The organism is Streptomyces spinoverrucosus (assembly GCF_015712165.1).
Classification (GTDB): Bacteria; Actinomycetota; Actinomycetes; order Streptomycetales; family Streptomycetaceae; genus Streptomyces; species Streptomyces spinoverrucosus_A.
Window position 1 is genome coordinate 2,878,660 of sequence record NZ_JADPZX010000001.1, and the last position, 15,616, is coordinate 2,894,275.

14 protein-coding genes are annotated in these 15,616 nt (G+C 70.4%); 6 read left to right on the forward strand and 8 right to left on the reverse strand.

The features are described 5' to 3' along the window. Positions 1-9: 9 nt before the first annotated feature. The 3 genes from I2W78_RS12840 to I2W78_RS12850 are packed head-to-tail and all read right to left on the reverse strand — an operon-like array spanning position 10 to position 1,499. Positions 10-420 carry a DUF6113 family protein gene (locus I2W78_RS12840; protein ID WP_196459637.1) on the reverse strand — a complete coding sequence of 137 codons (411 nt, stop codon included), beginning with the start codon at positions 418-420 and terminating at the stop codon, positions 10-12. Beyond that, positions 417-1,274: an N-acetyl-1-D-myo-inositol-2-amino-2-deoxy-alpha-D-glucopyranoside deacetylase gene (mshB, locus tag I2W78_RS12845; protein WP_196459639.1), complete on the reverse strand. Its 858-nt coding sequence runs from the start codon at positions 1,272-1,274 to the stop codon at positions 417-419. The genes I2W78_RS12840 and mshB overlap by 4 nt, the downstream gene beginning before the upstream one ends. Before the next feature lie 30 nt (positions 1,275-1,304). After that, the gene (locus I2W78_RS12850; protein WP_196459642.1) at positions 1,305-1,499 is read right to left on the reverse strand and encodes a hypothetical protein; all 195 of its coding nucleotides are present in this window, start codon (positions 1,497-1,499) and stop codon (positions 1,305-1,307) included. Positions 1,500-1,675: 176 nt separating this feature from the next. On the opposite strand from I2W78_RS12850, the gene I2W78_RS12855 reads away from it, so the two are divergent. Then, a complete protein-coding gene (locus tag I2W78_RS12855; RefSeq protein WP_196459644.1) occupies positions 1,676-3,793 on the forward strand; it encodes a S9 family peptidase in 2,118 nt (705 codons plus the stop codon). Between the two features lie 210 nt (positions 3,794-4,003). Here I2W78_RS12855 and I2W78_RS12860 read toward each other — a convergent pair whose 3' ends face one another. The 5 genes from I2W78_RS12860 to I2W78_RS12880 are packed head-to-tail and all read right to left on the reverse strand — an operon-like array spanning position 4,004 to position 9,546. Beyond that, complete coding sequence (locus tag I2W78_RS12860; protein WP_196459646.1) at positions 4,004-5,041, reverse strand: ABC transporter ATP-binding protein; 1,038 nt, start codon at positions 5,039-5,041, stop codon at positions 4,004-4,006. Continuing rightward, positions 5,034-6,008 carry an ABC transporter ATP-binding protein gene (locus I2W78_RS12865; protein WP_196459648.1) on the reverse strand — a complete coding sequence of 325 codons (975 nt, stop codon included), beginning with the start codon at positions 6,006-6,008 and terminating at the stop codon, positions 5,034-5,036. Before I2W78_RS12865 ends, I2W78_RS12860 begins: the two co-directional genes overlap by 8 nt. A gap of 9 nt (positions 6,009-6,017) precedes the next feature. Next, the gene (locus tag I2W78_RS12870) at positions 6,018-6,995 is read right to left on the reverse strand and encodes an ABC transporter permease (protein WP_196459650.1); all 978 of its coding nucleotides are present in this window, start codon (positions 6,993-6,995) and stop codon (positions 6,018-6,020) included. Continuing rightward, positions 6,988-7,911, reverse strand: a complete 924-nt coding sequence (locus I2W78_RS12875; RefSeq protein ID WP_196459652.1) for an ABC transporter permease — start codon at positions 7,909-7,911, stop codon at positions 6,988-6,990. The genes I2W78_RS12870 and I2W78_RS12875 overlap by 8 nt, the downstream gene beginning before the upstream one ends. Positions 7,912-7,920: 9 nt before the next feature. Further along, the gene (locus I2W78_RS12880) at positions 7,921-9,546 is read right to left on the reverse strand and encodes a peptide ABC transporter substrate-binding protein (protein WP_196459654.1); all 1,626 of its coding nucleotides are present in this window, start codon (positions 9,544-9,546) and stop codon (positions 7,921-7,923) included. Between the two features lie 301 nt (positions 9,547-9,847). Here I2W78_RS12880 and I2W78_RS12885 point away from each other — a divergent pair, with 301 nt between their 5' ends. From I2W78_RS12885 to I2W78_RS12905, 5 genes are read left to right on the forward strand one after another with little or no spacing between them, the layout of a single operon-like run. Beyond that, a complete protein-coding gene (locus I2W78_RS12885; protein WP_196459656.1) occupies positions 9,848-11,692 on the forward strand; it encodes an ABC transporter substrate-binding protein in 1,845 nt (614 codons plus the stop codon). Between the two features lie 5 nt (positions 11,693-11,697). After that, positions 11,698-12,723, forward strand: coding sequence for an ABC transporter permease (locus I2W78_RS12890; protein WP_196459658.1), 1,026 nt, complete (start codon positions 11,698-11,700; stop codon positions 12,721-12,723). Continuing rightward, a complete protein-coding gene (locus I2W78_RS12895) occupies positions 12,720-13,637 on the forward strand; it encodes an ABC transporter permease (RefSeq protein WP_196459660.1) in 918 nt (305 codons plus the stop codon). Before I2W78_RS12890 ends, I2W78_RS12895 begins: the two co-directional genes overlap by 4 nt. Beyond that, positions 13,634-14,623, forward strand: a complete 990-nt coding sequence (locus tag I2W78_RS12900) for an ABC transporter ATP-binding protein (RefSeq protein ID WP_196459662.1) — start codon at positions 13,634-13,636, stop codon at positions 14,621-14,623. Before I2W78_RS12895 ends, I2W78_RS12900 begins: the two co-directional genes overlap by 4 nt. Then, positions 14,620-15,612: an oligopeptide/dipeptide ABC transporter ATP-binding protein gene (locus I2W78_RS12905; protein WP_196459664.1), complete on the forward strand. Its 993-nt coding sequence runs from the start codon at positions 14,620-14,622 to the stop codon at positions 15,610-15,612. Before I2W78_RS12900 ends, I2W78_RS12905 begins: the two co-directional genes overlap by 4 nt. Positions 15,613-15,616: the final 4 nt, after the last annotated feature.

Genomic DNA, 15,616 nt, shown 5'->3' on the forward strand with positions numbered 1-15,616 from the left:
ACCGGTACGTCATTCGCCAAGTCGGACGGACCGGCCCCCAGGTTGCCGAGTCGGTGCGAAGGTGGCACAGATCACAGCGACGGCCATGCCGCCGAGCAGGTACGCGTACGAGCCCGCGCCCGCGGCGAAGAGGAAGTCCCCCTCCGGACGGCTGGCGGTGAGCAGGATGACGGAGAGCATCCAACCGGCCGCGCCCGCCACGGCTCCGGCGCGCCCGCGAGTCGCCCAGGCCCCGCCCAGGAACACCCCGGCCGCGCCCGCGAGGGCCAGCAGCAGCCCGCCCGGGAACCAGGCCGCCTGCACCAGCGATCCGGCGGCTCCCACCAGCAGGCCGAGCAGGAACAGGCCCAGGTAGGCCGCCATCCGCCCGGCCGACGGGCGGTGCAGGGGCTGCGCGAGCATCGAGTGCCGGTCGCTCATGACGGCACCTCGATCCCGGCGAACAGGTCGCTCTCCCGGCCCGAAGGCCGCTCGCCGCGCACCAACTCGTAGTACTCCGTGGTGAACAGCGGCTGTGCGAGTTGGTTGGACAGCGCGAAGTAGGGTTCGGCGACCTCGATCTGGGTGGCGTGCGCGGCCATCGCGGCGGCCTTGGCGGCGGCGTAGACGGTGCCGTCGATCCCGGTGCTGATCCGCTCGTCGTCGACGACGCCGGGTACGTCGTCGATCCCGGCGCTCTTGGGGAAGGTGAGGCCGGGCAGGGCGTCCTGGAGGCGGGCGAAGGCCTCCTCGGCGATCGTGCGCGGGACGCGGTTCCAGTAGACCTTGGCGACGCCGATGCCCGCCTCGGCGGCCAGGTCGGCGGCGCGCATGGCGATGCGGTGGGCCTGGATGTGGTCGGGGTGGCCGTAGCCGCCGTCGGGGTCGTAGGTGACGAGGACCTGGGGGCGTACCTCGCGGATCACCTCGACGAGGTGGGCGGCGGCCTCGTCGACGTCGGCCTGCCACAGGCAGCCGGGGTCGTCGTTGTCGGGCAGGCCCATCATCCCGGAGTCCTGGTAGCGGCCGGGCCCGCCGAGCAGACGGAAGTCCTCGACGCCGAGTTCGCGCATGGCCGCGGTGAGCTCGCGCCGGCGGTGCTCGCCGAGGGCGGTGCCGGTCAGATGCGCGAGTTCGGGCGGGATGACCTCGCCACGTTCACCGAGAGTGCAGGTGACCAGGGTCACATGGGCACCCTCGGCCGCGTACCGGGCCATGGTCGCGCCGTTGTTGATCGACTCGTCGTCCGGGTGCGCGTGCACCAGGAGCAGACGCCGGGCGGGCAGTTCCGTCATGGCCCCCACCCTACGAGCAGACCGAGCGGGTCAGAACTTGATGCTGCCGATCATGCCGGCGATGTTCGTGGTCAGCTCGTTGATCGTGGGCGCGACGGTGGACGAGGCGAGGTAGAAGCCCAGCAGCATGCACACGACGGCATGCCCGGCCTTCAGCCCCGACTTCTTGATCAGCAGGAAGACGACGATCGCCAGCAGCACCACCGCCGAAATCGAGAGTGCCACGGCGGCTCACCTCCAAGAACCCGGAATGTGGGGAAAACAGTGCGAGGGAACTTGTAAATCCATACAGCGGCCAGCAGGTTCATACCCACACAGCGCTAGTGATCATAACTATCCGTGCGCGCGCATCGAATGGCGCACAGCCGCACAAGGGGGCGCATGGCCAATATGGTCGGGGCATGACGACCGAGCCTGACTCCTTCCCCCGACGGCACGCCCGCACCCAGCGGTTCACGCTGGGCGCGCCGCGTTCGTTCACCGTGGCTCCCGAGGGTTCCCGTGTCGTGTTCCTGCGCTCGCGCTCCGGCACGGACCGGGCGAACGCCCTGTGGGTGCTCGACCTGGCGGGCTCCGCCGAGCGCCTGGCGGCCGACCCGCGCGCCCTGCTGGGCGGGGCCACGGAAGACCTCTCGCCCCAGGAGCGGGCGCGCCGCGAACGCAGCCGCGAGGGCGGCGCCGGCATCGTCGGCTACGCCACCGACACGGCCGTGGAGTTGGCGTCTTTCGCCTTGTCAGGGCGGCTTTTCACGGCCGAGCTGCAGGCCGGCACGGCACGTGAACTCCCCACCCCCGCACCGGTGATCGACCCGCGCCCGTCCCCCGACGGACGGCACGTCGCGTACGTCGCGCAGGGCGCCCTGCGGGTGATCGGCGCGGAGGGCGAGGGGGACCGGGCGCTCGCGGAACCTGACGGGGAGTCGGTTTCCTACGGTCTGGCCGAGTTCATCGCGGCCGAGGAAATGGGGCGTTCGCGAGGTTTCTGGTGGGCGCCGGAGTCCGACCGGCTGCTGGTGGCGCGCGTGGACGACACGCCGGTACGGCGGTGGTGGATCTCCGACCCGGCCCAGCCGGAACGTGACCCACAACACGTGCCGTATCCAGCGGCCGGGACGCCGAACGCGGACGTACGGCTGTTCGTGATCGGCCTCGACGGAACGCGCACGGAGGTCGCCTGGGACCGGGCGCGGTATCCGTATCTGGCGCGTGTGCACTGGTCAGCGGCGGGTGCGCCACTGATCCTGGTGCAGGCGCGTGACCAGCGCAGCCAGCTGTACCTGGCGGTGGATCCGGACACGGGTACGACCAGGATGGTGCACGCCGACGAAGATCCGATTTGGCTGGATCTTTTCCCTGGGGTGCCGTGCTGGTCCCCGTCGGGGCAGCTGGTGCGGATCGCCGACGAGGGTGGCGCGCGCAGGCTCGCGGTGGGTGAACGGCCGCTGACGGGAGCGCAGTTGCACCTGCGGGCCGTGCTCGACGTCTCGGACGACGACGTGCTCGTCTCGGCGTCGGCCGGACAGGAGGCGGCCGCACCCGAGACCGGCGAGGTGCACGTCTATCGCGTCAACGAGCTCGGCGTCGAGCGCCTTTCGGAGGAGCCGGGCGTGCACTCGGCGGTGCGCGCCGGGGACGTGACGGTTCTCGTCTCGGCGACGCCGGACCGGCCGGGCGCCACGGTGCGCGTGCTGCGCGAGGGCAAGCCGGTGGCGACCATCCCGTCCTACGCCGAGGATCCCGGTATGTCCCCGCGCGTGACGCTCACCGAGGGGGGCGCACGGCGGATTCCGTGCGCCGTGCTTATGCCGCGGGACTACCACAGTGACACTCCCCTCCCGGTTTTGCTGGACCCCTACGGCGGTCCGCACGGCCCCCGGGTGGTCGCCGCGCACAACGCGCACCTGACCTCGCAGTGGTTCGCCGACCAGGGGTTCGCGGTGGTCGTCGCGGACGGACGCGGCACGCCCGGCCGCTCGCCCGCCTGGGAGAAGGCGGTCCGAGGCGACTTCACCGTCTCCCTCGACGACCAGATCGAGGCGCTGCGGGACCTCGCGAAGACCCACCCGCTGGACCTCACCCGGGTCGCCATCCGCGGCTGGTCCTACGGCGGCTGGCTGGCCGCCCTGGCCGTACTGCGCCGCCCGGACGTCTTCCACGCGGGCATCGCCGGGGCGCCGGTGACGGACTGGCGGCTGTACGACACCCATTACACCGAGCGGTACCTGGGCCACCCGGCCGAGTCCCCGCAGGCGTACGCGAAGAGCTCCCTGATCACCGACGACGGCCTGTCCGCCGCGGCCGAGCCGCACCGCCCGCTGATGATCGTGCACGGCCTCGCCGACGACAACGTGGTCGTCGCCCACGCCCTGCGGCTGTCCTCCGCCCTGCTCGCCGCCGGCCGCCCGCACGAGGTGCTCCCGCTGTCCGGCGTGACCCACATGACCCCGCAGGAGCAGGTCGCCGAGAACCTCTTGCTGCTTCAGGTGGACTTCCTGCGGCGCGCTCTCCATCTGGCCTGAGTGCGAGACTCCACCGAGCACCGCAACCATTAATTGAGCAACCACGACGAGACACCAGCCAGGTCCGCGAGAGCGGCGCCGGCTTAGGCGCAAAAAACGGACCGGGGTGACATGGCGCACCCCGGCCCGTTCACGGCACCCGCACGGCCGTACGTTGTAGAGACTGGCGCGTCCGTATATCGGAACCGGGTCGGCGGAGTTGCCTGTGTGTTACCGCGTCTCCTCAGGAGGTACGACCTGCATCTCCGCCGCGAAGAGGCAGGCGGAGTCGTGCGCGGCCGGGCCGGTGGTCGACCGGAACTCCGCCGGGACCGCCAGCGCCGGGACCTCCAGGGCGCAGCGCTCCCGGGCCTTGAAGCAGCGGGTGCGGAAGCGGCAGCCGGACGGGATGTTCGTCGGGGAGGGCACGTCACCGGCGAGGATGATCCGCTCGCGGTGTTCACGGGCCTCCGGGTCGGGCACGGGGACGGCGGAGAGCAGGGCCTGGGTGTAGGGGTGCGTGGGGTGGTCGTAGATCTCCTCGTCCGTGCCGATCTCCACGATCCGCCCGAGGTACATCACCCCGACCCGGTCCGAGATGTGCCGGACGATGGACAGGTCGTGCGCGATGAAGACGTAGGAGAGTGCGAACTCGTTCTGCAGCCGCTCCATCAGGTTGATCACCTGCGCCTGTACCGACACGTCGAGCGCGGAGACGGGTTCGTCGGCGACGATGATCTCCGGGCGCAGCGCCAACCCGCGGGCGATGCCGATGCGTTGGCGCTGGCCGCCGGAGAACTGGTGCGGGTAGCGGTTGATGTACTCGGGGTTGAGACCGACGACCTCCAGCAGCTCCTGGACTCGGCCCCGCCGGTCGCCCTTCGGCGCCACCTCCGGGTGGATCTCGTACGGCTCCCCGATGATGTCGCCCACCGTCATACGGGGGTTGAGGGAGGTGTACGGGTCCTGGAAGACCATCTGGATGTTGCGCCGGACGGCCTTCAGGGCCCTGCCGGACAGTTTGGTGATGTCCTCGCCCTTGTACCGGATCACCCCGGCCGTCGGCTTCTCCAGGTTCACCAGCATCCTGGCGACCGTCGACTTGCCGCAGCCGGACTCCCCGACGATGCCGAGGGTCTCGCCCCGGTGGAGGGTGAAGTCGACGCCGTCGACGGCCTTCACCGAGCCGACCTGCTTCCTGAAGAGGATGCCCGTGGTGAGCGGGTAGTGCTTGACGAGCCCGCTGACCTCCAGAATCGGCTCAGCCATGCAGGCACTCCCTCCAGAAGTGGCAGGCACTCCCCCGCTCCTCGGACACCTCGTACAGCGGGGGCACGTCCGTCCGGCACACGTCCTGGGCCATCGGGCAGCGCGGGTGGAAGGCGCAGCCCGGCGGGATGTTCAGCAGGCTCGGCGGCAGGCCCTTGATGGCGTAGAGCTCCTGGCCCTTGTGGTCCAGGCGCGGAATGGAGTCGAGCAGGCCGCGCGTGTACGGGTGCGCGGGCGCCTTGTAGAGGTCGTGCACCGGCGCCGACTCCACGATCCGGCCCGCGTACATGACCGCGATCCGGTCGGCGACGTCGGCGACCACGCCGAGGTCGTGGGTGATCAGGATCAGCCCCATGTCCAGCTCGCGCCGCAGCTCCGCGAGCAGCTCCATGACCTGGGCCTGGACGGTGACGTCGAGGGCGGTGGTGGGCTCGTCGGCGATGATCAGCGCGGGTTCCAGGGCGAGCGCCATGGCGATCATGATGCGTTGGCGCATACCGCCGGAGAACTGGTGCGGGTACTGCCGCACCCGCTCCTTGGCGGCCGGGATCCGCACCCGGTCCATCAGCTCGACGGCCCTGGCCCGGGCGTCCTTCCTCGACATGCCCCGGTGGACGACGAACATCTCGCCGAGCTGGTCGCCCACCGACAGCACGGGGTTCAGGGAGGACAGCGCGTCCTGGAAGATCATCGCCATCTCGGCGCCCCGGACCTTGCGCCGCTCCTCCTCCTTCAGCTTGAGCAGGTCCCGGCCCTGGAAGAGGACCTCGCCGCCGGTAATCCGCCCCGGCGGCATGTCGAGGATGCCCATCACGGCCTGGGCGGTGACGGACTTGCCCGAGCCGGACTCGCCGAGCACCGCGAGGGTCTCGCCGGCGTCCACGCCGCAGGTGACGCCGTTGACGGCCTTGGCGATCCCGTCCCGGGTGCGGAACTCCACGTGCAGGTCGCGTACCTCCAGCAGCATGACGGCACCTCACCTCAGCTTGGGGTCGAGGGCGTCGCGCACCGCGTCGCCGAGCATGATGAACGCCAGCACGGTGACCGCGAGCGCTCCGGAGGGCCAGAGCAGGGCGTGCGGGGCGTTGCGGATGTAGGGGGAGGCGGCGGAGATGTCGATGCCCCAGGAGACGCTGGGCGGCTTCAGACCGACACCGAGGTACGACAGGGTCGCCTCCAGCGCGATGTAGGTGCCGAGCGCGATGGTCGCCACGACGATCACCGGCGCGACGGCGTTGGGCGCGATGTGCCGCAGCAGCAGCCGGGGGTTGGAGGCGCCGAGGGCGCGGGCGGCCTGGACGTAGTCGTTCTGCTTGGCGGTGATGACGGCGCCGCGGGCGATCCGGGAGATCTGCGGCCAGCCCAGCAGCACCATGAACCCGATGACCGGCCAGATGGTGTTGCTGGTCACCACCGACAGCAGGACCAGACCGCCGAGCACGACCGGGATCGCGAAGAAGATGTCCGTGATCCGGGACAGGATCGAGTCCCACACGCCGCCGAAGAACCCGGCGAGCCCGCCGAGGACGCTGCCGAGGACCGCGACCCCGAGGGTGGCGCAGCCGCCGACCGCGACGGACGTGCGGGCGCCGTAGACCGTGCGCGTGTAGACGTCGCAGCCCTGGCCGTCGTACCCGAAGGGGGCGCCGGGCTGGGAGCCCTCCTGGGCCTTGGCGAGGTCGCAGCGCAGCGGGCTGCCGGAGGTGATCGCGGACGGCCAGAGCGAGATGAGGACCAGGAAGAGGATCACCAGGGCGGAGACGAGGAAGACCGGGTTGCGGCGCAGGTCGTGCCAGGCGTCGGACCACAGGGAGCGGGGTTTGCCGGTCGGGACGCCGCCGTCCGGGCCGCCGGGCGCCCGCTGAAGCGTCTCCGCCTCGCTGGCGGCGAGGTCCATCGCCCCGCCCATGCCGGTGCCGGCGACGGCGCCCTCGCGTTCCCTGGAGTCAGGCATAGCGGATCCTCGGGTCGAGTACGGCGTACAGGAGGTCGACGAGGAGGTTGGCGAGCAGGAAGACCAGGACGAGGACGGTCACGAAGCCGACGACGGTCTGGGTGTTCTGGCGGAGGATGCCCTGGTAGAGCTGGTAGCCGACGCCGTGGATGTTGAAGATGCGCTCGGTGACGATGGCGCCGCCCATCAGGGCGCCGATGTCGGTGCCGATGAAGGTGACCACGGGGATGAGGGAGTTGCGCAGCAGGTGGCGGGTGACGACCCGGCGCCTGGGCAGGCCCTTGGCGACGGCCGTGCGGACGTAGTCGGAGCGGCGGTTCTCGGCGATGGAGGTACGGGTCAGACGGGTGACGTAGGCCAGGGAGACGGAGGCGAGGACGAGGCCCGGCACGAGCAGTTCGCCGAAGGGGGCCTCGGGGGACACCGACGGCCGGATCCAGCCCCACTCGACGCCGAGCAGCAGTTGCAGGAGCAGGCCGGTGACGAAGGTGGGGACGGAGATGACCACCAGCGTGACCAGCAGGACGGTGGTGTCGACGGGGCGGCCGCGGCGCAGGCCGGTGACCACGCCGAGGGTGATGCCGATGACGATCTCGAAGAGGATCGCGACGACGGTCAGCCGGATGGTGACCGGGAAGGCGCTGCCCATCAGCTCGGTGACCGGCTGGCCGTTGAAGGCGGTGCCGAAGTCGCCGGTGAAGACGTTGCCCATGTAGGTCAGGTATTGCTGCCAGACCGGCTTGTCGAGGCCGAACTCCTTTCTGAGCTGGGCGGCCGTCGCCGGGTCGCACTCGCGCTCGCCGCACAGGCCGGCGATGGGGTCGCCCATCACGTTGACCATCAGGAAGATCAGCAGGGTGGCCCCGAAGAAGACCGGGATCATCTGCAGCAGCCGCCGGACGACGTACCGTCCCATGGCGCCGCCTCAGCTGACCTTGATCTCGTTGTAGACGGGGACGCTGAACGGGTTGAGCCGCACGTCGGACAGCCGCTCCGAGTAGCCGGCGCTGCCGTTCTGGTACCAGAGCGGGATGGCGGCCATGTTGTCCCGGACGACCTCCTCGGCCTGCTGGAAGGCCGTCACGGCCTTGGCGGTGTCGGTCTCGGCGTTGGCCTTGTCGACCAGGTCGTCGAACTTCGTGTTGCTCCACTTGCCGTCGTTGGAGGAGGCGTTGGTGTAGTAGAGCGGCTGGAGGAAGTTCTGGATCAGCGGGTAGTCCATCTGCCAGCCGGCGCGGAACGGGCCGGTCATCTCGCGGTCGGTGATCTGGCCACGGAAGTCGGCGAACGTGCCGACGGGGTTGCTGACGCAGGCGCGGTCGTTGTCGAGGGCGTTGTTGATGGAGTTGCAGACCGCGTCCACCCACTGCTTGTGCGAGCCGGTGTCCGCGTTGAACGTGATCCTGACCTGGCCGCCGGGCAGCCCGCCGCCCTCCTCGATCAGCTTCTTCGCCGCCGCCGCGTCGTACTCGCACCACTCGCCGCACAGCCCCGCCTTGTAGCCGCCGTCCTCGCCGAGGACCGGTGAGGTCCAGTCGGTGGCCGGGGTGCGGGTGCGGTGGAAGATGGTCTCGGTGATCTGCTCGCGGTTGATCGCCCGGGACAGGCCCTTGCGGACCTTGTCCATGCCGGGCCTGTTCCAGTTCTTGTCGTAGTAGGGGAAGGCGAGGGTCTGGAGGATGCCGGCCGGGGTGTTGAGGTAGCGGTCGCCGAGGTCCTTCTTGACGTTCTTCAGCTGTGCGGCGGGGACGTCGTCGACGAGGTCGAGGTTGCCGGCCATGAGGTCGGTGTAGGCGGTGTTGTTGTCGGTGTAGACCTTCAGGTCCACGCCGCCGTTCTGCGCCTTGTCGGGGCCGGGGTAGTCGTCCCGGGCGCGCAGCGACATCTGGGAGCCCTTGACGTACGAGTCGACGGTGTACGGGCCGTTGCCGACGGGCTTGGCCAGCCAGGCGTCGTGGTCGTCGAAGAAGGCCCGGGGCAGCGGGGCGAAGGCGGCGTAGCCGAGGGTGTCGGGGAAGCTGGAGAACTTCTGGCTCAGCCGCACGGTGAAGGTGCGCTCGCCGGTGACCTTCAGGCCGGACAGGGTCTCGGCGCTCTGCTCGCCGCCGCCCTCCGGGTGCACCTTGTCGTAGCCCTCGATGTAGCCGAAGAAGTAGGCGTTGCGCTGGTTGTTCTTCAGGCTCGCACCGTAGTTCCAGGCGTCGACGAAGGACCGGGCGGTGACCTTCTCGCCGTTGCTGAAGGTCCAGCCGTCCTTGACGGTGATGGTGAAGTTCCGCGAGTCGGTGGTCCTGATGCTCTCGGCGAGCATGTCCTCGGCCTTGCCGGTCCCGGGGTCGTACTTCTTCAGGCCGCGGAAGATCATGTCGAGGACCTTGCCGCCCTGTACCTCGTTGGTGTTGGCCGGCTCCAGCGGGTTCTGCGGGTCACCCCAGGAGGAGCTCAGTACGGCGCCGGTGTCACCGCTGCCGCCGCCCCCGCCGCAGGCTGTGCCCACGAGGGCGAGCGCCGCCGCGCATGCGACCCAGGTGGCGTGCGTGGCTCTGCGCATGGGGTGCCTCCTCATGAAGGCGCTGGCTTCAGCGCCGCGCTGATCCCTTACCGGCCACTATCGATCCGGAATGGATCATTCGCATGTCGGTTCCACCCGTCCGAGTCCATACTCGCCCAAAACGGGCATCAGCCCGTCACCAGGGAGACTTCACAGGTCTGGACCACTGGTGATCTCGGTTCGGTCAACTTGTCGTTTCCGCAGGCCACCAGGGGTGCAGGCGCCATTGACGGGCCCGGAGCGCCGCTGATAAACACCGGGAATCCGTCCGTGAGCGAGCGATGACGCGAGGCCAGGTCCTATGAAGCGACACGATCAGAACGGCTCCCCCCGCAGACTCCGACCCCGCGCGCCCCGTACCCTCGCCGCCGTCCTCACCGTGTCGGCGGCCCTCCTGGCACCGCTCGGTGGGCCCGCGCCCTCGCAGGCCGCGGCGGCGGACGGCAAGAAGGTCCTCACCGTCGCGGTGGCGCAGAGCGTGGACTCGCTGAGCCCCTTCCTGGCGTCCCGACTGGTCAGCACGAGCATCCACCGGCTGATGTACGAGTACCTCACCAACTACGACCCCAAGGACGCCCGCGCGATCCCGGGTCTGGCCACCAAGTGGACGCCGTCCGCCGACAAGCTGACCTGGACGTACACGATCCGCTCCGGCACCAAGTGGTCGGACGGCAAGCCGGTCACCGCCGAGGACGCGGCCTGGACGTTCAACAAGATGATGACCGACGAGGACGCCGCCACCGCCAACGGCAGCTTCGTCACCAACTTCAAGAAGGTGACGGCCCCCAGCCCCACCGAGCTGGTCATAGAGCTCGACAAGCCGCAGGCCACCATGGCCGCCCTCGACGTGCCGATCGTGCCCAAGCACGTCTGGGAGAAGGTGAAGGACTTCTCCAAGTTCAACAACGACACCCAGTTCCCCGTTGTCGGCAACGGTCCGTTCGTCCTCACCGGCTACAAGGCCGACAGCTATGTGCGGCTGGAGCCCAACAAGGAGTTCTGGCGCGGACCCGCGAAGTTCGACGAGCTGCTCTTCAGGTACTACAAGGACGGTGACGCGGCCGTCGCCGCCCTGCAGAAGGGCGAGGTGTCCTTCGTCAGCGGCCTGACGCCCGCTCAGACGGCGGCGCTTCAGGGCCGGCCGGACATCAAGGTCAACGACGCCCCGGGCCGCCGTTTCTTCGCCCTGGCCACCAACCCGGGCGCGCGGGCCGCGAACGGCGAGAAGTTCGGCGACGGCCATCCCTCCCTGCTGGACCAGCGGGTGCGGCAGGCGCTGTTCATGGCGGTCGACCGTACGGCCCTCGTCGACAAGGTCTTCCAGGGCCACGCCGTCGAAGGCGAGGGGTACATCCCGCCGCGCTTCTCGACGTACTACTGGAAGCCGTCGGCACAGCAGAAACTCGCCTACGACCCCGCCGAGGCGGCCCGCCTCCTCGACCAGGCCGGCTACCGCGAGAACGGCGACGGCAAACGGGTCGGCAAGGACGGCAAGCCGATCAACTACCGCATCCTCTGCCACGCCACCGACCCCAACGACAAGGCCGTCGGCCAGTACCTCAAGGAGTGGTGGGGCGACCTCGGCATCGGGGTGACGCTCAACTGCCTCGACAACGTGTCCGACCCCTGGCTGGCGGGCGAGTACGACCTCGCCTTCGACGGCTGGTCCGTCAACCCCGACCCGGACTTCGTGCTGTCGATCCACACCTGCGACGCCCTGCCCGCCACCCCCGACGACGTGGGCGCGACCGACAACTTCATCTGCGACAAGACGTACGACGAGCTGTACGCCAAGCAGCTGGCCGAGTACGACCCGGCCAAGCGGGCGGACCTCGTCAAGCAGATGGAGTCGCGGCTGTACGACCTGGGGTACATGAACGTCATGGCGTACCCGAACGCGCTCGAGGCCTATCGCACGGACCAGATCGAGTCGATCACCACCATGCCGGCCGAGGCGGGCAACATCTACGGTCAGGACGGCTACTGGAGTTGGTGGTCCGCGGTACCGGCCGCCTCCGACGACTCCTCCGGCGGCTCGGGCTCGACAGGCGTGATCGTGGGCATCGCGGCCGGTGTGGTGGTCCTTCTCGGCGCGGGCGTGTTCTTCGGGCTGCGGCGGCGGGCGACCGCCGAGGACCGTGAGTAGCGTTCATGGCCGCTGACGCAGCATCCGCACGGGTGACGAAGACAGAGCGCTCCGGCACGGGATATCTGCGCTACGGCGCCGGCAAGCTCGGCGGCGCCGTGGTCTCCCTGTTGGCCGTCCTCGTCACCAGCTTCTTCCTGTTCCGGCTGATCCCCGGCGACCCGGTCAAGTACATGACCGGCGGCCGCCAGGTGTCGAACGAGCAACTCGCCGCGTACCGACGGGAGTTCGGCCTCGACCTGCCGCTGTGGCAGCAGTTCACGGACTACTGCCACAAGGCCCTCACCGGGGATCTCGGCACGTCGTACCAGTTCCGCGCCCCGGTCATCGACAAGATCACCGAGGCGCTCCCGAACACCCTGATCCTCACCGGTACGGCGTTCGTCCTCTACACCGCGCTCGGCGTCGTCCTCGGCACGCGGTCGGCATGGCGCCACGGCCGCCTCGGCGACCGGCTGAACACCGGCCTGGCGCTCACCCTCTACTCCATCCCGTCCTTCTGGCTGGGACTGCTGCTCATCATCGTGTTCGCGGTGGGCCTGGGCCCGATCCCGGGCCTGTTCCCGACCGGTGGCATGGAGTCCGGGGGTGAGGAGGGCTTCGCGTACGTCCTCGATGTCGCCCACCATCTCGTGCTGCCGGTGATCACCCTGGTCGCCGTCGAGTACGGCCAGACCCTGCTGGTCACCCGCTCGGCGCTGCTCGACGAGATGGGCAGCGACTATCTGACCACCGCGCGCGCCAAGGGCCTGAAGGACGATTTGGTCCGGCGCCGGCACGCCGTGCCCAACGCGATGCTGCCGACGGTGACGCTGATCTTCGTGAACCTGGGCCGGACGGTGGCGGGTGTGATCCTCGTGGAGACCGTCTTCTCCTGGCCGGGCCTGGGCGGACTCTTCTACCAGGCGCTGAGCGTGCCCGACCTCCCGCTGGTCCAGGGCCTGTTCTTCGTCTTCGCGGCCGCGGTGATCGTGATGAACACGCTGGCCGATCTGATCTATCCGCTGCTCGATCCCAGGGTGGCCCGATGACGACCACTGACACGCCCGCACCGGCGGGGTCGCGGACGCTCGCGTGGCAGCGCCGACGACAGTCCGCGGCCCGTTTCTGGAAGAACTACCGCACGCACCGCGCGGGCCTGTTGGGTCTCGCCGCCCTCGCGCTGTTCGTGCTGGCCGCGCTGACCGCCCCGCTCACGGTCGGTTCCGACGTGGCGAACGTGACGGACGCGCCGGGCAGCCCGATGGAGAGCCCGAGCGCCGAGTTCCCGCTGGGCACGGACCGCTTCGGTCGCGACCTGCTGGGCCTGCTGATCTGGGGCTCGCGGGTCTCGCTCCTGGTCGGACTGCTGGCGGCGGTGCTCTCGGTGGTGATCGGAGCGCTGGTCGGCATCACCGCCGGGCACTTCCGCGGCGCGTACGCCACCGTGCTGATGCGGGTCACCGACTGGTTCCTGGTGATGCCGACGCTGGTGCTCGCCATCGCCCTCGCCACCGTGATGTCCCGTTCGCTCGGCACGGTCGTGCTGGCGATCGGCGTGACGACCTGGCCGACCACGGCCCGGCTGGTACGGGCGCAGACGCTGGCGGTCGAGTCGCGGCCGTACATCGAACGCGCGAAGGCGCTCGGCGGCGGGCACTGGCACATCATGTCCAGGCACGTCCTGCCCAACGTCATGCCGCTGGTGCTGGCACAGACCACCCTGATGATCTCCTCCTCCATCCTCGCCGAGGCGACCCTCGCCTTCCTGGGCCTGGGCGATCCGACGGTGGTGTCCTGGGGCGGCATGCTCCAGGAGGCGCGCGAGGCGGGCGCGGTCAGCTCGGGTGACTGGTGGTACCTGGTGCCGCCGGGCATCGCGATCGCCGTGATCGCGCTGGCGTTCACGCTCTGCGGACGCGCTGTGGAGTCCGTTCTCAACCCCAGGCTGGGGGTGGCCCGTTGACGCTGCTGGAGGTCCGGAACCTGGAGGTGACCTATCCGGGCGGCGCGGCCGCCGTGCGGGGCGTGGACCTGACGCTGGCGGCGGGGCAGAAGCTCGGCATCGCGGGCGAGTCCGGCTGCGGCAAGTCGACCCTGGCGCTGGCCCTGCTGAGGCTGCTGCCGGCCGGGACCCGGATCACCGGGTCGGTGCTGCTGGACGGCGAGGACGTGCTGACCATGCGGTGGGGGCGGGTGCGCGCGGTGCGCTGGGCGGGCGCCTCGATCGTCTTCCAGGGCGCGATGCACTCCCTCAACGCCGTGCACCGCGTCGGCGACCAGATCGCCGAGCCGATCCTGCTGCACGGCGGGGCGACCAGGGCGGCGGCGCGCAGAAAGGTGGGTGAGCTGCTGGAACACGTGGGGCTGCCGCCGGCTCGGGCGAGCGCGTACCCGCACGAGCTGTCGGGGGGCCAGCGGCAACGCGTGATGATCGCCATGGCGCTGGCCTGCGACCCCCGGCTGGTCGTGGCCGACGAGCCGACCACCGCCCTGGACGTGATGATCCAGGCCCAGATCCTGCGCCTGATCGAGAACCTCGTCGCCGAGCAGGACCTCGGCCTCGTCATGATCAGCCACGACCTGGCGGTCCTCGCCGACACCTGCGACCGGCTCGCGGTGATGTACGCGGGCCGGGTGGTCGAGGAGGGTCCGGCCCGGGAGGTCTACGAGGAGGCGCGCCACCCGTACGCCGAGGCGCTGTCGTCCGCGTTCCCCCGGATCGGCGACCCGGCGTCGAGATTCGCCCCGCGCGGCCTGGCGGGCGACCCGCCGGATCCGTCGGATCTGCCGTCGGGGTGCGCGTTCCACCCGCGGTGCCCGGCGGCACTGGCGCAGTGCGCATCGGTGGATCAGCTGCTGCGGGAGGCGGGACAGGACCGCAGGGCGGCCTGCGTCCATGTGACGACGACGGCACCGGAGGCGGAACTGGACGCGAGGAGCCGCACATGACCGCACCACCGGCGCCGCTGCTCACCGCGCAGGGCCTGCACGTGACCTTCCCCGGCCGCCACGGCGCCGCCCCCGCCCATGCCGTGGACGGCGTCGAACTCGACATCCGGCCCGGCGAGATCGTGGCGCTGGTCGGTGAGTCGGGCTGCGGCAAGACGACACTCGCCCGGGCGGTGCTCGGCCTGGTGACACCGACCGCGGGAGAGGTCGGCTTCGCCGGGGAGCGGCTGACGTACACCTCCCGGGCCCTGAAGGCGTACCGCAGGCGCGTGCAACTGGTGCTGCAGGACCCGTCCGGCTCGCTGAACCCACGGCACACGGTGTACGACGCGGTCGCCGAGGGCCTGCGGATCCACGGGTACGACGGGGACGAGCGGGAGGCGGTGGCTCAGGCCCTGTCCCGGGCCGGGCTCCGCCCACCCGAGCGCTTCTTCCTGCGCTACCCGCACGAGCTGTCCGGAGGCCAGCGGCAGCGGGTCGTGATCGCGGGCGCGCTGGTGCTGGGGCCCGAACTCGTCGTCGCGGACGAGCCGGTGGCGTCCCTCGACGCCTCCGTGCGCGGCGAGATCCTCGCCCTGCTGCTGCGGCTGCGCGACGAACTGGGCCTGGCCGCGCTGGTGGTCACCCACGACCTGGGCCTGGCGTGGAACATCGCGGACCGGGTCGCGGTGATGTACCTGGGCCGGATCGTGGAGACGGGCGCCGTCGAGCAGGTGCTCACCGCACCGCGACACCCGTACACCCAGGCCCTGTTGTCGGTCGTGCCGGAGGCTCCCGGCGACCCCGTGGTCCTCACCGGCGAGCCCCCCGACCCCACGCGCATCCCCTCCGGGTGCCGCTTCCACGCCCGCTGCCAGATCCTGGCGAGCGGCGAGGCGGAGGCGGCGGGCGTCGCGGACGCGTGCCGGACGCGGGACCTGGAGGTGCTGGACGGGGACGGCGGGGCCCAGGTGGCGTGCCACTGGGCGCGGGCGCGGGTCACGACGTGACGGG